The following is an 18,523-nucleotide window of genomic DNA, read 5'->3' as shown; positions in this document are numbered from 1 at the left end:
GGTCGGGCTCGGTGGGCCCCGGGTTCTCGGGGTGACTGTATCGCCCGGTGCCCCTGCGGCTGCGGGCGCGGCAGCGCCCCCGTCGCGTACCTGTCTCCTGCATGTAGGTACGCGACGGGGGCGCCGGGGGTTCCTGGCGGGACGGCCGGGACGGCCGGGACGGCCGACCGGGCGAGGGCCGGGGGGCGCTGGGCCCGTACGGCCCGGGGGCGGGTCCGCCCTAACCCAAGAGGCCGCCCCTGGCGATTCCCAGGTAGAAGCCCCACGCGGAGGCGGCCAGGGCGATCACCAGGACGAACCGCTCGGCCGTGGTGACGGAGACGAACTGGCCCCAGAGCCCGGAGACGATGCCGAAGAGCCCGGTCCACGAGCTCATGACGTGGAAGTTGTGGAAGAACGAGGTCGTGAAGGCCAGCACGCCCAGGACGGCGGTGATGCCGACCAGGGTGTTCTCCCGCGGGTGGCGGTGGCCGTCGGTGTTCAGGGTGAGCGGGAGCCCGTGGATGGTGAGAGCCATGAGTCCTACCTCCTGGCGAGGAGACGAACGAGCAGGAAACCCGTTCCGTCCAGATTGCGGCGGTTGCGCGGGTCTCACAACCCCTATGCGTTTTGTTCGGCCGTCCGGGTGCGGGTAGGCTGTGCGGTCTGCACTGGTGTAGTTGTGCCCCCTTGTGCCCTCTTGAGGGTCGGCGGGGCCGATTGTCGGACCCGGCCGCTACGGTGAGCCGGTGTCGTCACTGCTCCGGTGCCGACGCTGCACAACCCTCCTGCCACGGAGAGACCGTGGCCGCTGAGTCCAAAGGAGGTGGGTTACTCATGCGTCACTACGAGCTGATGGTCATCCTCGACCCCTCGGTCGAGGAGCGCGCTGTCGCCCCCCTGATCGAGAACTTCCTCACCGTCGTCCGCAACGGCGGCGGCAAGGTGGAGAAGGTCGACACCTGGGGTCGCCGCCGTCTGGCTTACGAGATCAACAAGCAGTCCGAGGGCATCTACTCGGTCATCGACCTGAAGGCCACGCCTGAGGTCGTCAAGGAGCTCGACCGCCAGCTGGGCCTGAGCGAGTCGGTTCTGCGGACCAAGGTCCTGCGCCCGGACACCCACTGAGCCACCCGCTGAGGCCCTCGGGCCTCGGGTAGCTCGCGTCCGCTGTTTCACGTGAAACAGCGGTGAACGGAACTCTTCCGGAGAGGTCATCACCACCATGGCAGGCGAGACCGTCATCACCCTCGTCGGCAATCTCGTCGACGACCCCGAGCTGCGTTTCACCCCGTCGGGTGCGGCGGTCGCGAAGTTCCGCATCGCGTCCACTCCCCGCACCTTCGACCGCCAGACCAACGAGTGGAAGGACGGCGAGAGCCTCTTCCTCACGTGCAACGTCTGGCGGCAGCCGGCGGAGAACGTCGCCGAGTCGCTGCAGCGCGGCATGCGCGTCATCGTGCAGGGCCGGCTGCGCCAGCGGTCTTACGAGACCAAGGAAGGCGAGAAGCGGACGGTCTTCGAGGTCGAGGTCGACGAGGTGGGCCCGAGCCTGCGTTCGGCGACCGCGAAGGTCACCCGGGCCAACCGGTCCGGCGCTCCCGGTGGCGGCGGCTTCGGCGGCGGCCAGCAGGGCGGCGGCCAGGGCGGTGGCTGGGGCGGCGGTGGCGGCCAGCAGGGCGGCTGGGGTGGCAACTCCGGCGGCCAGTCCGGTCCGTCCGACGACCCCTGGGCGTCCAGCGCTCCCTCTGGTGGCAACCAGGGCGGCGGCGGCTGGGGTGCCCCGTCCGGCGGCGGTTTCTCCGAAGAGCCCCCGTTCTAGAGCTGACAGATTTCGTGCGGCCCGGCCGCCGGCGTCCCAGGACGCCCGCCGGGGCGTGAACCCCAAATGGAGCACACAATGGCGAAGCCGCCTGCTCGCAAGCCGAAGAAGAAGGTTTGCGTCTTCTGCAAGGACAAGGTCAACTACGTTGACTACAAGGACACGAACCTGCTGCGGAAGTTCATCTCCGACCGCGGCAAGATCCGTGCCCGCCGGGTGACCGGCAACTGCACCCAGCACCAGCGTGACGTCGCCACGGCCGTGAAGAACAGCCGTGAGATGGCGCTGCTGCCCTACACCAGCACCGCGCGCTAAGAGAGGGTGACCGAATAATGAAGATCATCCTCACGCACGAGGTGCCGGGTCTCGGCTCCGCCGGCGAGGTCGTCGAGGTCAAGGACGGCTACGCCCGCAACTACCTGGTCCCGCGTGGCTACGCCATCCGCTGGACCAAGGGCGGCCAGAAGGACGTCGACGCCATCCGTCGCGCCCGCAAGATCCACGAGATCCAGACCCTCGAGGCCGCCAACGAGGTCAAGGGCAAGCTCGAGGGCGTCCAGGTCAAGCTGGCCGTCCGCTCGGGCGAGGCCGGCCGTCTGTTCGGCTCGGTCACCCAGGCCGACGTCGTCGAGGCCATCAAGGCCGCCGGCGGCCCCGCCGTGGACAAGCGCGCCGTCGCGATCGCCTCGCCGATCAAGACCGTGGGCACCCACAAGGTCTCGGTCAAGCTGCACGCCGATGTCCTGGCCAACCTGGACGTCGCCGTCGTCGCCGCCTGAGTTCCTCAGTAGCGGCCCGAGGGCCGGCCTCCCCCTTCCGGGGAGGCCGGCCCTCGGTCGTTTCCCGGGGCGGGAACGCGGGCGGGGGCGGGGGCCGGGGCCCCCGCACGGCGCCGGGGCGGGCGGTCAGCCCCGGACCGCTCCGGTGACCAGCCACTTGCCGCCGCGGGCCCGCCAGGCCAGGAAGCCGCCGCGGACCAGCATGAACAGGTTCATCGCCCACCAGAGCCCGGCCAGCCCGGTGCCGCTCGCGGGTACGGCCAGGGCCACGGGGGCGAAGACGGCCAGCGTGCCGAGCATCGCCCAGGCCAGGTACGGCCCGTCGCCGGCGCCCATCAGCACCCCGTCCAGCACGAAGACCAGGCCGGCCACCGGCTGGCAGAGGGCGAGCAGCAGCAGGACGGTGTTCAGCTGGGCCTGCACCGCCGGATCGGGGGTGAACAGCGGCACGTACAGCGGCCGGGCGACCACCACCAGGAGGCCGAGCACCAGTCCCGAGCCGATGCCCCACTCGATCATCCGCCGGGTGGCCGCCCTGGCGCCGGGCACGTCCGAGGCGCCCAGGCAGCGGCCGATGATGGCCTGGCCCGCGATCGCGATGGCGTCCAGCGCGAAGGCGATGAACAGGAAGACGGTCATGGCGATCTGGTGCGCGGCGATCTCGTCGTCGCCGAGCCCGGCGGCCACGGCGGTGGCGGTCATCAGGACCGCACGCAGGCTCAGCGTGCGGACCATCAGCGGGCCGCCGGCCTTCGCGCAGGCCCGGATACCGGCCGCGTCCGGCCGCAGCGAGGCCCGTTCCCGGCGAGCCCCGCGGACCACCACGAAGAGGTAGGCGGCGGCCATCCCGGTCTGTGCCAGCACCGTGCCCCAGGCCGAGCCGGCCACCCCGAGCCCCGCGCCGTACACCAGGCCGAGGTTCAGGACGAGGTTGGCGGCGAAGCCGGCGACCGCCACCGCCAGCGGCGTCCGGGTGTCCTGCAGGCCGCGGAGCACGCCGGTGGCGGCCATCACCACCAGCATCGCCGGGATGCCGAGCGCGCTGAGCCGCAGGTACGTGACGGCGTACGGCGCGGCCGTCGCCGAGGCGCCCAGCACGTCGGCCGTCCAGGGGGCCAGCAGCAGGGTCAGCGCGACCACGCCGACCGAGAGCGCCAGCGCCAGCCAGATGCCGTCGATGCCCTGCTGGACGGCGGCCCGGCGGTCCCCGGCACCGATCCGGCGGGCCACCGCCGCGGTGGTGGCGTAGGCGAGGAAGACGAACACCCCGGTGGCCGTGGTGAGGGCGGCCGAGGCGACGCCGACGCCGGCCAGCTGCGCGGTGCCGAGGTGGCCCACGATGGCCGAGTCGGCCATCAGGAACAGCGGCTCGGCGACCAGGGCGCCGAACGCGGGAACGGCGAGCCCGAGGATCTCCCGGTCGTGCCGGCGGCGGGCGGTGGTGGGGGCGGTCATGCGGACAAGGCTACTCATCCACAGGTAATGACCGCCAGTAGTAGTGGGGCATTACTCGAAATCCTGAGCGACGGCTTCGGCGCGGTGTGTGTCCACGGCCACCCGGGCGTGTGTGAAGTATTTCTCATGCACAGCCCCCGGAAGGGGTCACCGCAGGTCAGCGAGTTGACGGTGGAGCGATCGTCAGGTTATCCACAGGGCTTTCCACAGGGGTGTCCACAGGATTGCGGCAGTTCTCCACAGCCTGGGGGCGACCGTCCACACCCCCTGTGGATAACCACCTTGGCGCGGGGGCGTCCGGCGCCTTAGCGTGGGCCCTCCGCCCGACACTCCCACCCGCCCCCTGGCGTCCGTTCCGTCGGTGCGGTGCCGTAGAAAGAGGAGCGCGGCGAGGGAGGAGCGCGGCTCCGTTCCACCCAGCCACCGGCAAGGCCAGCTCCAACTCGCACCACTCGCTGATCGGGGAACACGCGTGACCGGCCCCCAGTACGACGACCACGACGCCCCGCCGCCCGAGGAGGACTGGCCGATCTCGGACGACCCCTTCCCCGCGGGCGCCTTCGCCGACGCGCCGTTCCCCGACGGCCCCGGCGACCGGCTGCCGGTCTCGCGCGGGCGCGGCAACGGCCAGGGCCCGGGCGGCTTCCAGGGCGGCGGCTTCCAGAAGGGCGGCAAGGGCGGTTCCGGGGGCTTCCAGCGGGACGGCAGGCGACGCCAGGGCGAGGACGAGCGGCCCGACGGCGGCGACGGCTTCGAGCGGGTCCCGCCGCAGGACCTCGCCGCGGAGCAGTCCGTCCTCGGCGGCATGCTGCTCTCCAAGGACGCCATCGCCGACGTGGTCGAGGTGCTCAAGCCGGCCGACTACTACCGGCCCGCCCACGAGCTGATCCACGGCGCGATCCTCGACCTCTACGCCCGCGGCGAGCCGGCCGACCCGATCACCGTGGCCGGCGAGCTGACCAAGCGCGGCGAGCTCCAGCGGGTCGGCGGCCCGGGCTACCTGCACACCCTGGTCAACTCCGTCCCGACCGCCGCCAACGCGGAGTACTACGCCGAGATCGTCCACGAGCGCGCCGTGCTGCGCCGGCTGGTCGAGGCCGGGACCAGGATCGCCGGCATGGGCTACGCCGCCGAGGGCGACGTCGACGAGATCGTCAACGCCGCCCAGGCGGAGATCTACGCCGTCACCGAGCAGCGCACCAACGAGGACTACGCGCCGCTGGCCGACATCATGGAGGGCGCCCTCGACGAGATCGAGGCGATCGGCTCCCGCAACGGCCAGATGTCCGGCGTCCCGACCGGCTTCGCCGACTTCGACGCGCTGACCAACGGGCTGCACCCCGGTCAGATGATCGTCATCGCGGCCCGTCCGGCCATGGGTAAGTCCACCCTCGCGCTGGACTTCGCCCGGGCCTGCTCGATCCACAACAAGCTGCCGAGCGTGATCTTCTCGCTCGAGATGGGCCGCAACGAGATCGCGATGCGCCTGCTCTCCGCCGAGGCCCGGGTCGCGCTGCACCACATGCGCTCCGGGAACATGACGGACGACGACTGGACTCGGGTCGCCCGCCGGATGCCGGACGTCAGCGAGGCGCCGCTGTTCATCGACGACTCCCCGAACCTGTCGATGATGGAGATCCGGGCCAAGTGCCGCCGGCTCAAGCAGCGCAACGGCATCAAGCTCATCGTCATCGACTACCTCCAGCTGATGCAGTCGGGCGGCTCGCGCCGGGCCGAGAACCGCCAGCAGGAGGTCTCGGACATGTCGCGGAACCTGAAGCTGCTGGCCAAGGAGCTGGAGGTGCCGGTGATCGCGCTCTCGCAGCTGAACCGTGGCCCCGAGCAGCGCACCGACAAGCGGCCGATGGTCTCCGACCTCCGCGAGTCCGGCTCGATCGAGCAGGACGCCGACATGGTCATCCTGCTCCACCGCGAGGACGCCTACGAGAAGGAGTCGCCCCGCGCCGGCGAGGCCGACCTGATCGTCGCCAAGCACCGTAACGGCCCCACGGCCACCATCACGGTCGCCTTCCAGGGGCACTACTCGCGCTTCGTCGACATGACCCGGGACTGACCCGGTCCGCCGTGGGGTCCCGGTTCGTGGCCGGATCCGACGAGGGGGTGGACCCGTCCGAGCCGCCGGACGGCGGGGGGTTGCTCAGCGCCTCGTCCCGTACCTGGTCAGGACCACGCCGCCGGGAAAGGTCCGGGTCTCGACCAGGTCAAGGTCCACCCAGCCGTCCAGCGCGGTGAAGAACGGCGTGCCGCCGCCCACCAGGACCGGATGGGTGGCGATCACGTACTCGTCGACCAGCCCGGCCCGCACGGCCGCCCCGGCGAGCGTGGCGCCGCCGATGTTCATCGGGGGGCCGTCCCCGGCCTTGAGCCGGGTGATCTCGGCGATCGCATCGCCGGTGACCAGGCGCGCGTTCCAGTCGACCTCGTCGATCGTGGAGGAGAACACCACCTTCGGCGTGTCCCGCCAGTTCCGCGCGAACGCGATCTCCGCCGGGGTGGCGTCGGGCCGCTGGTCGCCGGTCGGCCAGTAGGAGCTCATCGTCTCCCACAGCTTGCGCCCGTAGAGCGACAGGCCGCTCGCCTGCTCCAGTTCGAGCCACCACTGGAACAGCTCCCGGCTCGGTGGTCCGCTCCAGCCGATGTCGTCTCCGGCGGCGGCGATGTAGCCGTCCAGGGTCCGGTTCATGCCGTAGATCAGCTTCCGCATGGCCCAGCCTTCCGTCGGTGGGTGTCCGGCCTCCAGACCAGCGTGGCGCGGGAGCGCATCGGTGCGCGATCCGGGCTGGCCGGTGGTGCCCGGGCTCGGGGCGCGGAGAGCGGCGCAAGCGGTGGGAGCCCACCGCTGCGCCGCCTGACCTCGGGGGATGCGGGGGCGGTCCGTCCCCGCGGCCGGCCGGCCGCGCCGGGAGACCACTCCGGAGGGGTCAACCGCCGCAGTCTGAAGGGGAGCTCCACGGCGCCATGGACTACTGTCACCTGCCGTGAAGACGATACGACAGCTGTCCGCCCGCCGGGCCGGGGGAAGCACGAAAGCCCAGGCGGGCCGGCCGGCCAGTCGGCTGGGCTGGCTCGACGCGCTCCGCGGCGTGGCCGCCCTGGTGGTCGCCCTCCACCACTTCGACGTCCTGAAGATGCTGCCGGACCGCATGGCCGCCTTCATCTGGTGGCACGCGGACCTCGGTCTCTACGGCGTGATGCTGTTCTTCCTGGTGAGTGGCTACATCATCCCGGCCTCGCTGGAGCGGCGCGGGGACATGCGGCAGTTCTGGATCGGCCGGTTCTTCCGGCTGTGGCCGCCGATCGTCTTCGGCATCGTGGTGGCGCTGGCCATCATCCCGAAGGGGGACGGATCGGTCGCCCTCTTCGCCACCGACCACGACCTGGTCTACCTGGCCGCCAACTCGACCATGCTGCAGGACTTCATGGGCGTCTGGAACGGCCTCGGCGTCATGTGGACCCTCAGCTACGAGATGGTCTTCTACTACATGGTCACCGCGCTCTTCGCGATCGGCCAGCACCGCCGCAGCGGCCCGCTCGCGGTCGGCTTCGCCGCGGTGGCGCTGCTCTTCGGCACCTCCATCGCCTCTCACACGCTGACCCACGACGTCGCCTCGACCCGGAACCTGGTCTGGGGCTCCGTCCTGATCGTGGTCTTCGCCTTCGCCTGCATCCTCAGCGGCCGCCAGAACCTGGTCCGCACCGGTGCGATCACGCTCGGCCTGCTGGGTTTCGTGCTGATGTACAACAACAGCCGGGCCCCGATGTACCAGACCCTGATGATCTTCGCGACGATGTTCGCGGGCACCGTCCTCTACCGCGCCGAGCACCGCCAGATCGACCGCCTCCAGGCGGTCCTCTGCTGCGGCTTCGTGATCGCGGCGGGCGTGGCCGTCGCCTGGATGTACAACCGCGACGGCATGGAGCAGAACACCTGGACGGCCGGCTGGCGGGCCTGGGCCGGCTCCTACCTCGCGGCCTGGATCACCTTCGGCATCGGCATGGCGCTGCGCAAGCGCCGCTTCCCGAAGCCGCTGACCTGGCTCGGCGCGATCAGCTTCTCGCTCTACCTGCTGCACGTCCCGCTGGTGCACACCCTCCAGCACCTGCTGGAGGTGCCCAAGGTTCCGCCGACGACCGGCGGCAAGGTGATCTGGACGGTCGAGTACCTCGCCGTGATCATGCTGGCGAGCTGGCTGATGTACCGCCTGGTGGAGCTTCCGGTGCAGAAGCTGGGCAAGAAGGTCAGCAAGGCGGTCGACCGCCGCTGGCCGGTCGTCGACCCGCTGGTGGTCGCCGCGGCGCCGGTGGGGGCGACCGCGGCCGCGTCGGACCGGACCGAGCCGCCGGTGCCGGTCGAGGTCGGCGCGGGCGGTGCGGGCGGCCCCGGGCACCGGGGCCACTGACCGCCGGTCCGCATGCGGAAGGGCTCGCCTCCCCGTCGGGGGGGCGGGCCCTTCGCCGTACGGCGGCCGGGTCAGAGCGTGACGGTGGCGCGGAAGACGGTGGCGTCGGCGCCGTCGAGCCGGGTGGCGGTGCCGGTCGCCGGCAGGAAGGCGGACTCGCCGCGGGTCAGCTCCAGCACGGTGCCGTCGGCGGCGGTGAGGCGGGCGGTGCCGGCGGTGCAGAGCAGGATCTGCGGGGCGCGACCGTCGATCTCGCGCTCGTGGCCGTCCAGGGTGAAGCGGGAGAGCCGGAACTCGTCGATCGGCACGGGGTAGAGCTCCTCGCCCGGGGTGCCGTCGACGGGGACCGGGAGCAGCAGGTCCGGAGCGCCCGGGGTGAAGCCGACCACCTTGAGCAGCTCCGGCACGTCGATGTGCTTCGGCGTGAGTCCGGCACGCAGCACGTTGTCGGAGTTGGCCTGGAGTTCGACGCAGACGCCGTGCAGGTAGGCGTGCGGGACGCCGGCGCCGAGGTAGAGCGCCTCGCCGGCCCGGAGCCGGACGGCGTTGAGCAGCAGGCCTGCGATCAGGCCGCGGTCGTCGGGGAACTCGCGGGTGATCCGGGTGTACAGCGCGTAGGGGCCGTCCGGGTCCTCGGCGGCGGCCTTCTCCACCGCCTCGGCGGTCTGCCGGACGGCGGCCTCGGCGGTGGCGTCGTCCATGGTGAGCACGGCCACCAGCGTGGAGCGCAGGGCCTCGGACTCGTCCTCGACGCCGAGCAGGGCGATCAGCGGGGCGAGGGCGGGGACGCCCAGGCCGGACAGCAGGGCGGCCGCCTCGGCCGGCCGGCGGAAGCCGCAGAGCCCGTCGAAGTCGCCGAGCGCACAGATGAGTTCGGGCTTGTGGTTGGCGTCGCGGTAGCTGCGGTGCGGGGCGTCCAGCGGGATGCCGAGGGCGTTCTCCGCGGCGAAGCCCGCCCGCGCCTGGTCGAGGGTGGGGTGGGCCTGGATCGACAGCGGGATGCCGGCGGCCAGGATCTTGAGCAGGAACGGCAGGGCGGGGCCGAACCGCGCCACGGCGGCGGCGCCCAGCTCGCGCTCGGGGTCGGCGGCGATCAGCTCGTCCAGAGCGCGGGGCCCCTCGCCGCGGTCGGCGCGGGAGGGGGCGCCCGGGTGGGCGCCCATCCAGAGCTCGGCCTGGGGTTCTCCGGTCGGTTCCTGTCCGAGCAGCTCCGGGAGTGCCGTGACCGAACCCCAGGCGTACGGGCGGACTGTGTTGACGAGCCTGTCCATGCGCGCGGTTCTGCTCCTTCTCGAAGGCCGGGGACCGACCCTAGCCGACCGATGTCACCGCAGGGGAAACGGTGGGCGGCGGCCGGGAGTGCCCCAGCGGTTCCGGGGGCGCGAGGCGGCGGTAGTAGGATGCCAGGACGCAGTGGTTTCCACCGTGGTGACCAGGTCGGCGGGTTGCCGACGGGGATGCGTTCAGAGTGCGGGCACGGTGACTGGCACTTCCCGCCACCGGCCGAGAGGTTTGTACGTGACCGTGAACCAGCAGAGTTTTGCTGATCTCGGCAGGGTGCTGGTGATCATTCCGACGTTCAACGAGGCGGAGAACGTCGAGCGGATCGTCGGCCGGGTCCGCGCCGCGGTGCCCGAGGCACACGTCCTGGTGGCCGACGACAACAGCCCCGACGGCACCGGAGAGCTGGCCGACAAGCTGGCCGCCGAGGACCCGAACGTGCACGTCATGCACCGACGGGGCAAGGAGGGCCTGGGCGCCGCCTACCTGGCGGGCTTTCGCTGGGGCATCGACAACGGCTACGACGTCCTGGTCGAGATGGACGCGGACGGCTCGCACCAGCCCGAGGAGCTGGACCGGCTGCTGGGCGCGCTGCGCGGCGCCGACCTGGTGCTGGGCTCGCGCTGGGTGCCGGGCGGCCGGGTGGTGAACTGGCCGAAGTCCCGGCTGCTGCTCTCGCGCGGCGGGTCGACGTACTCGCGGCTGATGCTGGGCGTGCCGATCCGGGACGTCACCGGCGGCTACCGGGCGTTCCGCAAGGAGACGCTGCTGGGGCTGGGCATGGACGAGGTCGCCTCGGCCGGGTACTGCTTCCAGGTCGACCTGGCCTGGCGCACCGTGAAGGCCGGCTTCAAGGTGGCCGAGGTGCCGATCACCTTCGTCGAGCGCGAGCTCGGTGCCTCCAAGATGAGCCGCCACATCGTGGTCGAGGCGCTCTGGCGGGTCACCTCCTGGGGCCTCGCCGCCCGCTTCGCCAAGCTGACCGGCCGCAAGGGCTGACGGCCGGCACCCCGTCCGGAACGCTTGAAGCGCCCCGGCACGCCCGTTCTCCACGGGCGGGCCGGGGCGCTTCGGCACGCCGCCGGGCGCGCCTTCCGGGCTTTCGGCGGCCGGTGCTCCCATGCTGTGGGGCGTACCTCCCGCGCCGCAGGGCGCCGGGAGTCCGACCGCCGACCAGGAGGAGCAGCCAGTGACGCCGTCCCCGCCCGAGGAGAGCGCCGGCGCGGAGCGCGCGGACGGGGCGAACCGCGCGAACGGGGCGCCGCCGGCCCGACCGCTGGAGACCGCCGTCTTCACCGGCCCCGAATCGGCCTTCTTCGCCACCTCCACGCTGATCCTCGGCGAGCGGACCGCGATCCTGGTCGACGCCCAGCTCACCCGCAGCGCGGGGCGCGAGCTGGCCGAGTGGGTGGCCGGCAAGGGCCGCCGGCTGCTCGCCATCGTGATCACCCACCACCACCCGGACCACTACTTCGGCGCCGAGGAGGTGCTCCGGCTCTTCCCGGACGCGCAGCTGCTGGCCGCGCCGCCGGTGGTGGAGGGCATCCTGCGCACCGCCGCCGCCAAGGTCGCCCAGTGGAAGCCGGTCTACGGCGACGACATCCCGGACCATCCGCTGGTGCCCGCGCAGCTGCTGCCCCAGCCGCTGATGATCGACCGGCAGGTGGTCCCGGTGCTGCTGCTCGGCCAGGGCGACTGCAGCGGCTCCACCGTGGTCCACGTGCCCGGCATCCGCACCGTGGTGGCCGGCGACTTCGTCTACAACGGCACCCACGTCTGGACCGCGGACACCACCCCGGAGCAGCGGACCGCCTGGGTGCACAACCTCGGCCGGATCGCCGACCTCGGCGCCGACCGGGTGATCGCCGGCCACCGGGCGCCCGGCCAGGACGACGACGCGGCCCGGGTGCTCGCCTTCACCGGCGAGTACCTGCAGGACTTCGACCGGCTGCTGGCCGAGCACCCGGCCGATCCGGAGGCGCTGGCCGCCGCGATGAACGAGCGGTACGGCGAGCTGACGCTGCCGGCCGTCCTGGAGCTGAGCGCCGCCGCCAACACCGCCCGGGAGACCGGCGAGGAGGCTCCGGCCGAGCGTGAGGCGGCCGTGCCGGTCGAGCCGGAGGACGACGAGGCCTGACGCACCGGGGCGGTACCGGCGCGGGGCCGGGCCGCCCACGGGCGGGGCGGATACTGGCGGCATGACGCCGTACGACGTGATCGTGCCGGCCGGGGGCGCCGCCCGGCGGCTCGGCGGGGTGGACAAACCCGCTCTGACCGTCGGTGAGAGGTCGCTCCTCGACCGCGTGCTCGCCGCCTGCGCCGGCGCCCGGACCACCGTGGTGGTCGGCCCGGCCCGGCCCACCGCCACCGCCGACGTGCGCTGGACCCGCGAGAACCCGCCCGGCGGCGGACCGGTGGCGGCCGTCGCGGCCGGCCTCGCCGCGACCACGGCCGAGATCGTGCTGCTGCTCGCCGCGGACCTGCCGTTCCTCGACGAGCGGACCGTCCGGCGGCTGGCCGGCGCCCTCGCCGCGGCGGACCGGGAGACCGAGGCGGTCGTCCTGGTCGACGCCGGCGGCCGCGACCAGCCGCTCGCCGCCGCCTACCGCGCCGCCGCCCTGCGAGGGGTGCTCGCCTCCCTCGGTGACCCGGCCGGCCTGCCGCTGCGCCGCCTGACCGGCGGCCTGCGCACGCTGCGGCTGGCCGACACCGACGGCGTCACCTACGACTGCGACACCTGGGAGGACCTGGAACAGGCCCGCGACCGCGACCGCGGGTAGGCGGCGGCCGCGCCTATCCGCCGCGGTCCGCTATGGGTCCGTACGGGCCCGTACGGCCGGGCGTTCACGGGGGGCCCGTGCCCGCGCGCGGGAAACGACGCGCGCCGCTCACGGGGCAAACGCCCCGGGGAAACCGGCGATCGGGCAGCATGGGGCCCATGGAGCGCACGCTGGATGACTGGATCGCCGAGGTCGGAGCCGAGCTGGGGGTCGACCTGGAGGTCGACGTCCGCGGGCTGCTCGACCTCGCCCGGGTGGTGGCGCACGGCGTCGACCGGCCCGCCGCGCCGCTGACCGCCTTCCTGGTCGGCTACGCCGCCGCGCAACGCGGCGGCGGCCCCGAGGCCGTCGCCGAGGCGTCGCGGCGGACCGCCGAGCTGGCCGAGCGGTGGGCCGCCGCGGCGGCCGAGCCGGAACAGCGGTGAGCACCGTCGAGGAGCCCGCCGTGCTCGGCACGCCCTCCGTCGGGCCGTCGGCCTGGCCGCAGGCGCGGGAGACCGCCCGCCGGGCCGGGCTGCGCCCGCTGCCGCCGCAGCCGGTCGACCTCGCCGAGGCGCTCGGCCGCACCCTGGCCGAGCCGCTCGCCGCCCTCACCGACCTGCCCGCCTTCGACACCTCGGCGATGGACGGCTGGGCGGTCGCCGGACCGGGCCCGTGGCGGGTGGCCGGCCGGCTGCTGGCCGGTCGGCCGGCCGTTGCGGCGCTGGACGACGGAGCCGCCGTCGAGATCGCCACCGGTGCCCAACTGCCGCCCGGCGCCACGGCCGTGCTCCGCCGCGAGCACGGCGAGCTGAGCGGGGCGCTGCTGCACGACCGCGGACCGGCCCCGTTGACCACCGGTCAGGACGTCCGCCCGCGCGCCCAGGAGTGCCGTCGGGGCGAGGCGTTGCTGCCCGCCGGCACCCCGGTCGGGCCGGCGGTGCTGGGCCTGGCCGCCGCCTGCGGCCACGACCGGCTGGCCGTCCGCCGCCGGCCGGTGGTCGAGCTGCTCGTCCTGGGTGACGAGCTGCTGGAGTCCGGGCTGCCGCGTCCCGGCCTGGTCCGGGACGCGCTGGGCCCGTTGCTGCCGCCGTGGCTGCGGGCGGCCGGTGCCGAGGTCGCCGGGGTGCGCGCGGTCCGGGACGACTTCGGCCTGCTGCGGGACGCCGTCCGGCACTCCACCGCCGACGTGGTGGTCAGCACCGGGGGGACGGCGGCCGGGCCGGTGGACTTCCTGCACCGGGCCCTCGCCGAGGCAGGCGCCCGGCTGCTGGTGGACGGGGTCGCCGTCCGCCCCGGCCACCCGATGCTGCTCGCCGAACTCCCAGGCGGCCGACACCTGGTGGGCCTGCCCGGCAACCCGCTGGCCGCCGTGGCCGGCACCGTGACGCTGGCGCTCCCGCTGCTGCAGGCCCTCGTCGGGCGGGTGGCCGAGGAACCGGACCTCGCACCGGCCGCCGTCGACCTGCCCGGCCACCCCGCGGACACCCGGCTGCTCCCGGTGCGCCGCACCGCGTGCGGCGCCGTCCCGCTGGCCTTCGACGGCCCGGCGATGCTGCGCGGGCTGGCCCGGGCGGACGCGCTGGCCGTGGTGCCGCCCGGCGGCGTGGCGGCGGGGGCGGCGGTCGAACTGCTGGAGGCCCCGTGACGGCCGGCGGCCACCGGGGACGGGCGGGGGTGGTCAGCCGGCCGGCGGGGCGGCCGGGCGGATGGTGATCACCCGGTCGGTGAGCTGGAGGGTGGCGGCCTCCGGGTCGTTGTAGTTGAGCACCCGCCGGCCGCGGACCACCGCGACCACCAGGTCGGCGCACTCGCGCGGGCTGTGCCCGGCCTCGGCCCGGGTCACCGGGCGCTCGTGGACGTCGAGGCCGGTGCCGTAGGTGAGCAGGTCCTCCATGACCGCGCCGGCGTGCGGGCTGAGCATCGACATGCCGAGCAGCCGGCCCGCCGAACTCGAGCTGGTGACCACGACGTCCGCACCGCTCTGCCGCAGCAGCGGGGCGTTCTCGTCCTCGCGGACGGCGGCGACGACGGTGGCGCCCCGGTTGAGCTGGCGGGCGGTCAGGGTGATCAGCGCGGCCGTGTCGTCGCGCTCGGGGGCGACCACCACCCGGGCGGCGCGGGGGAGTTCGGCACGGAGCAGGGTGTCGGTGCGGGTGGCGTCGCCGACCACGCCGGCCAGCCCGTCCAGGGTGGCCTGCTCGACGACCTTGCGCTGCGGGTCGACCACCACGATCTCGTCCCGGCGCACGCCCTGGCCGATCAGGGTGTCGACGGCGCTGCGGCCCTTGGTGCCGTAGCCGATCACGACGGTGTGTTCCCTCACTGCGGACCTCCAGCGTCCGATCCGCCACTGCCGGCGGGTGCGTTCGGTGAGCACTTCGAGCGTGGTGCCGACCAGGATGATCAGGAAGAGCACGCGCAGCGGGGTGATCACGAAGATGTTGGTGAGCCGGGCGCTGTCGCTGAACGGGGTGATGTCGCCGTACCCGGTGGTGGAGAGCGTGACGGTGGCGTAGTAGGCCGCGTCGAGGAAGCTCACCCCGCCGCCGGCGTTGTCGTTGTAGCCGTCGCGGTCGAGCCAGACCAGCACGGTGGTGACGATCAGGACGCCGAAGGCGACCAGCAGCCGCCCGGACACCTGACGCAGCGGCGGGCGCGGCTGCTGCGCCGGGAGGACGACCCGGTCGCCGGCCTCGACGTCGGTCTCCGCCCGCCCGGTGCGGCGCCCCGGCAGGCGCGGTCGGAGGCCGGATCGGCCGGTCTGTGCGGGCTGCTCACCGTTCGTCACGTACCCAAGGATGGCCGCGTGCCGGGGCCCTGGAGCCCCGGGTCGGCGGCCCGGGCGTGTCGGCGGGTGCGATTGCGCCGGTACCGGCGGCGGTGCGCGGGCGGGGGCCGCGCGGGGCGCACCCCGCGGCCGGTCGGCGCGGAGTAGCTTCGGGGCATGCATGCGATGACGATTCCCGAACCCGGCGGCCCCGAGGCGCTGGTCTGGGCCGAGGTGCCGGATCCGGTGCCCGGCGAGGGCGAGGTCCTGGTGGAGGTGGCGGCCACCGCCGTCAACCGGGCCGACCTGCTGCAGCGGCAGGGCTTCTACAACCCGCCGCCCGGCAGCCCGCCCTACCCGGGGCTGGAGTGCTCGGGGCGGATCACCGCGCTGGGGGCCGGGGTGGCCGGCTGGGCGGTCGGCGACGAGGTCTGCGCGCTGCTGGTCGGCGGCGGCTACGCGCAGCGGGTGGCGGTGCCGGTCGGGCAGCTGCTGCCGGTGCCGAAGGGGCTGAGCCTGGAGCAGGCCGCGGCCCTGCCCGAGGTGGTCGCGACGGTCTGGTCGAACGTCTTCCTCACGGCCCACCTGCGGCCCGGCGAGACGGTGCTGCTGCACGGCGGGGCGAGCGGGATCGGGACGATGGCGATCCAGCTGGCCAAGGCCGTCGGCGCCCGGGTGGCGGTGACGGCGGGCAGCGCCGCGAAGCTCGCCCGCTGCACCGAGCTGGGGGCGGACATCGCGATCGACTACCGGGAGCAGGACTTCGTCGAGGCGATCCGGGAGGCCACCGGCGGGGCCGGGGCGGACGTCATCCTGGACATCATGGGCGCCAAGTACCTGCAGCGGAACGTGGACGCGCTCGCGGTCAACGGCCGACTGGTGATCATCGGTCTGCAGGGCGGGGTGAAGGGCGAGCTCGACCTCAACAGCCTGCTGCGCAAGCGCGGTGCGGTGATCGCCACCAATCTGCGCGGCCGGCCGCTGGCGGAGAAGGCCGCGATCGTGGCGGCGGTGCGCGAGCACGTCTGGCCGCTGGTCGAGTCCGGGGTGGTCCGGCCGGTGATCGACCGGGTGCTGCCGCTGACGGACGCCGCCGACGGGCACCGGGTGCTGGAGAACGGCGAGCAGGTCGGCAAGGTGGTGCTGCGGGCCTAGGGGCCTCGTCCCGCCCGGCGGAGGGCGGTCGGGCACGGCGGGCGGTGGGCGCCGGCCGGTGGTGCCGGTCGGTGCACAGCCGTTCGAAATGCCCGGATTGTCGGATTGTGTGAGGCTGGTCGGGAGCTGTCCCGCCGCCGACCGCGCCCCTACGCGGCCGGCCGTCGGAAGGACCTCGATCGTGGCCGCACCTTCGAACGCGCTCCTCGGGCCGCTGCCCGCCGCGGTCCCGTCCCGCAGCCGTACCGGCCGCCGGACCCGATGCCGGACCCGATGCCGGACCCGATGCCGTACCGCTCGACGACTGCGGGCGCTGCAGGCGATGGCGGTGTTCGGTCTGGTCGTCCCGCTGGCCCTCGCCCCCGTCGCGGTGGCGGTCGCGGCGGGGCCCCCCGCTCCCGCCGGGCAGTCGGTCGGGCCGGGGGCCTCCACGCCGACCGGAACGTCGGACGCCGAGCCGGCCTCCGCCGGACCGCCCGCCCCCGGGCCGTCCGCCGACGCCGAGCCGTCCGGTGCGGCCGGGCCCGCCCCCTCCGCCGCCCCCGCCTCCGGGCCGGTGCGGCCCGGCTCGCCCACCGCGGGGGCCGTGACGTCCGGCGGCCCGTCGTTCCCCGCCGCTGCACCGGAACCGTCGCCCGCCGGCCCGCCCGCGCCGCCGGGGTCCGTCGTGCCCGCGCCGGTCGGGGCGCCGGTCCCGGGTCCGCTCCTGGAGTCCGCGGCGCCCCACCAGGCCGGCCGCCCCCGGGCGATGACCGGCGGGCCGTGGGCCGAGCGGGGCCAGGGGCACCGGCACCGTCCGGCCTCGGCGCCCGAGCGCGCCGAGGCGGCTCCCGACCGGGCTCCCGACCGGGCCCCGGAGGGGACGCCGCAGCAGCCGGTCGAGCGCGCCCTGGGGCAGCAGCCCGGGGAGTCGGTGGAGCGGCCCGTCGAGCCGCAGCCCGGGCCGTCGGTCGGGGCCGGGCAGTCGGTGTCGGGTGCCGACCCGGCCGCGGCGGACACCACCGGGGCCGGACCGGCTGAGGACGGCGCCGGGACCGGGGCCGCTGCCCTCGCCGCGGGGGAGTCCGCCCCGCAGGCCGTCGCGGCCGTCCCGCTCGTCGTCCCCGCGCGCTGGGGCGACGCGTCGACCCGGCAGCTGCCGCTCGGGGCCGGTCTCGGTCTGATCGGTTGCGGCCTCGGTCTGATCGGCCTGCGGTTGCGCAAGGGCTGAGCCCGCCCACCCGCTGCCGCCGCCGGCCCGGCGGCCCGCGCGGACCCCGCTGCGGGAGAACCCCGCTGCCGGCGGACCCCGCTGCGGAAGAGCGGCGTTGCCGAAGAACGCCGCTGCGCCGCGGCGCGGACTGAGTATCCGTACGGATACCCGGAGCCCGCCCGGCGGCGTAGCGTCGTGCGTGGTGGCGGGCGGTGCGGCCGGCGGGGACCGAACGGCGGCTTCGCGGAACCGGGGGCTTCCGTCCGACCAACCCCAGTGAGGGAGAATGTGGTTCATGACGAATCCGATGGACGAGCGCTCGTCGCAGGAGATGTACCAGGCCATGGGCGGCCAGCCGCAGGACGGCCAGAAGGTGCTGATCGTCGGACCGGACGGGCTTCCGGTGGGCGAGGGCTTCGCCCCGCCGGCGGGTGACGACTCCGAAGGCCCGCGCGAGCTCCCGGTGACCGAGATGGTGGAGCAGCCCGCCAAGGTCATGCGGATCGGCAGCATGATCAAGCAGCTCCTGGAGGAGGTCCGGGCGGCGCCCCTCGACGAGGCGAGCCGCGCCCGGTTGAAGGACATCCACGCCAGCTCCATCAAGGAGCTGGAGCTCGGTCTGGCCCCCGAACTGGTCGCCGAGCTGGAGCGGTTGTCGCTGCCGTTCACCGACGACTCCATCCCCACCGAGGCCGAGCTGCGGATCGCCCAGGCCCAGCTGGTGGGCTGGCTGGAGGGACTGTTCCACGGCATCCAGACCGCGCTGTTCGCCCAGCAGATGGCGGCGCGGGCGCAGTTGGAGCAGATGCGCCGGGCCCTGCCGCCCGGTCTGCACGGCGGTGACCACGAGGGCGACGACGGCGCCGAGGGCCGCGGTATCCGGTCCGGCCCGTACCTCTAGGCCGCGGCC

18 protein-coding genes and 1 pseudogene are annotated in these 18,523 nt (G+C 74.2%); 14 read left to right on the top strand and 5 right to left on the bottom strand.

What is annotated here, in order from left to right:
- Nucleotides 1-220: 220 nt before the first annotated feature.
- Entirely contained in the window at nucleotides 221-517 is a 297-nt protein-coding gene (locus tag MCM47_RS09820; RefSeq protein ID WP_238860431.1) for a hypothetical protein, read from the bottom strand.
- A 299-nt stretch (nucleotides 518-816) separates the two neighbouring features.
- Between MCM47_RS09820 and rpsF the strand changes: the two genes are divergently transcribed.
- From rpsF to rplI, 4 genes are all read left to right on the top strand, one after another.
- On the top strand, nucleotides 817-1,107 hold the full coding sequence (gene rpsF / locus MCM47_RS09815; RefSeq protein WP_148643846.1) for a 30S ribosomal protein S6: 291 nt from the start codon (nucleotides 817-819) through the stop codon (nucleotides 1,105-1,107).
- A 97-nt stretch (nucleotides 1,108-1,204) separates the two neighbouring features.
- On the top strand, nucleotides 1,205-1,801 hold the full coding sequence (locus tag MCM47_RS09810; protein ID WP_238860429.1) for a single-stranded DNA-binding protein: 597 nt from the start codon (nucleotides 1,205-1,207) through the stop codon (nucleotides 1,799-1,801).
- Between the two features lie 78 nt (nucleotides 1,802-1,879).
- Entirely contained in the window at nucleotides 1,880-2,116 is a 237-nt protein-coding gene (rpsR, locus tag MCM47_RS09805; protein ID WP_030304537.1) for a 30S ribosomal protein S18, read from the top strand.
- Nucleotides 2,117-2,133: 17 nt separating this feature from the next.
- Entirely contained in the window at nucleotides 2,134-2,580 is a 447-nt protein-coding gene (rplI, locus tag MCM47_RS09800) for a 50S ribosomal protein L9 (RefSeq protein ID WP_238860427.1), read from the top strand.
- 126 nt (nucleotides 2,581-2,706) lie between these two features.
- Here the strand turns inward: rplI and MCM47_RS09795 are convergent, their stop codons facing one another.
- Nucleotides 2,707-4,035, bottom strand: a complete 1,329-nt coding sequence (locus tag MCM47_RS09795) for an MATE family efflux transporter (RefSeq protein ID WP_238860425.1) — start codon at nucleotides 4,033-4,035, stop codon at nucleotides 2,707-2,709.
- 529 nt (nucleotides 4,036-4,564) lie between these two features.
- On the opposite strand from MCM47_RS09795, the gene dnaB reads away from it, so the two are divergent.
- A complete protein-coding gene (dnaB, locus tag MCM47_RS09790; RefSeq protein ID WP_238861374.1) occupies nucleotides 4,565-6,109 on the top strand; it encodes a replicative DNA helicase in 1,545 nt (514 codons plus the stop codon).
- An 84-nt stretch (nucleotides 6,110-6,193) separates the two neighbouring features.
- Here dnaB and MCM47_RS09785 read toward each other — a convergent pair whose 3' ends face one another.
- Complete coding sequence (locus MCM47_RS09785) at nucleotides 6,194-6,760, bottom strand: dihydrofolate reductase family protein (RefSeq protein ID WP_238860423.1); 567 nt, start codon at nucleotides 6,758-6,760, stop codon at nucleotides 6,194-6,196.
- 274 nt (nucleotides 6,761-7,034) lie between these two features.
- Here MCM47_RS09785 and MCM47_RS09780 point away from each other — a divergent pair, with 274 nt between their 5' ends.
- A complete protein-coding gene (locus tag MCM47_RS09780) occupies nucleotides 7,035-8,456 on the top strand; it encodes an acyltransferase (protein ID WP_238860422.1) in 1,422 nt (473 codons plus the stop codon).
- 71 nt (nucleotides 8,457-8,527) lie between these two features.
- Here the strand turns inward: MCM47_RS09780 and manA are convergent, their stop codons facing one another.
- On the bottom strand, nucleotides 8,528-9,727 hold the full coding sequence (gene manA / locus MCM47_RS09775) for a mannose-6-phosphate isomerase, class I (RefSeq protein ID WP_238860420.1): 1,200 nt from the start codon (nucleotides 9,725-9,727) through the stop codon (nucleotides 8,528-8,530).
- 247 nt (nucleotides 9,728-9,974) lie between these two features.
- Here manA and MCM47_RS09770 point away from each other — a divergent pair, with 247 nt between their 5' ends.
- The 5 genes and pseudogenes from MCM47_RS09770 to MCM47_RS09750 all read left to right on the top strand — a co-directional run bounded on the left by MCM47_RS09770 (nucleotide 9,975) and on the right by MCM47_RS09750 (nucleotide 14,144).
- Nucleotides 9,975-10,736 (top strand): polyprenol monophosphomannose synthase, encoded by a 762-nt coding sequence (locus tag MCM47_RS09770; protein WP_238860418.1) that lies wholly within the window; start codon nucleotides 9,975-9,977, stop codon nucleotides 10,734-10,736.
- Between the two features lie 190 nt (nucleotides 10,737-10,926).
- Nucleotides 10,927-11,874 carry an MBL fold metallo-hydrolase gene (locus MCM47_RS09765; RefSeq protein ID WP_238860416.1) on the top strand — a complete coding sequence of 316 codons (948 nt, stop codon included), beginning with the start codon at nucleotides 10,927-10,929 and terminating at the stop codon, nucleotides 11,872-11,874.
- A gap of 61 nt (nucleotides 11,875-11,935) precedes the next feature.
- Nucleotides 11,936-12,517: a molybdenum cofactor guanylyltransferase gene (locus MCM47_RS09760; RefSeq protein WP_374209105.1), complete on the top strand. Its 582-nt coding sequence runs from the start codon at nucleotides 11,936-11,938 to the stop codon at nucleotides 12,515-12,517.
- Nucleotides 12,518-12,684: 167 nt separating this feature from the next.
- Nucleotides 12,685-12,942: pseudogene (locus MCM47_RS09755) on the top strand (DUF6457 domain-containing protein); the annotation flags it as partial.
- Entirely contained in the window at nucleotides 12,939-14,144 is a 1,206-nt protein-coding gene (locus tag MCM47_RS09750; RefSeq protein ID WP_238860414.1) for a molybdopterin molybdotransferase MoeA, read from the top strand. The pseudogene MCM47_RS09755 and the gene MCM47_RS09750, both read left to right, overlap by 4 nt.
- 33 nt (nucleotides 14,145-14,177) lie before the next feature.
- On the opposite strand, the gene MCM47_RS09745 is transcribed toward MCM47_RS09750, so the two are convergent.
- Nucleotides 14,178-15,287: a TrkA family potassium uptake protein gene (locus MCM47_RS09745; RefSeq protein ID WP_374209104.1), complete on the bottom strand. Its 1,110-nt coding sequence runs from the start codon at nucleotides 15,285-15,287 to the stop codon at nucleotides 14,178-14,180.
- Nucleotides 15,288-15,443: 156 nt separating this feature from the next.
- Between MCM47_RS09745 and MCM47_RS09740 the strand changes: the two genes are divergently transcribed.
- The 3 genes from MCM47_RS09740 to MCM47_RS09730 all read left to right on the top strand — a co-directional run bounded on the left by MCM47_RS09740 (nucleotide 15,444) and on the right by MCM47_RS09730 (nucleotide 18,514).
- Nucleotides 15,444-16,421: an NAD(P)H-quinone oxidoreductase gene (locus MCM47_RS09740; protein ID WP_238860412.1), complete on the top strand. Its 978-nt coding sequence runs from the start codon at nucleotides 15,444-15,446 to the stop codon at nucleotides 16,419-16,421.
- A 322-nt stretch (nucleotides 16,422-16,743) separates the two neighbouring features.
- Nucleotides 16,744-17,631 carry a hypothetical protein gene (locus MCM47_RS09735; RefSeq protein WP_238860409.1) on the top strand — a complete coding sequence of 296 codons (888 nt, stop codon included), beginning with the start codon at nucleotides 16,744-16,746 and terminating at the stop codon, nucleotides 17,629-17,631.
- A 313-nt stretch (nucleotides 17,632-17,944) separates the two neighbouring features.
- Nucleotides 17,945-18,514, top strand: a complete 570-nt coding sequence (locus tag MCM47_RS09730; RefSeq protein ID WP_374209116.1) for a bacterial proteasome activator family protein — start codon at nucleotides 17,945-17,947, stop codon at nucleotides 18,512-18,514.
- Nucleotides 18,515-18,523: the final 9 nt, after the last annotated feature.

Origin of the sequence: Kitasatospora sp. A2-31 (genome assembly GCF_022288725.1) — a bacterium.
Lineage (GTDB): Bacteria > Actinomycetota > Actinomycetes > Streptomycetales > Streptomycetaceae > Kitasatospora.
Note: the sequence above shows the minus strand (reverse complement) of the source record. Positions and strands in the feature narration are given on the sequence as shown.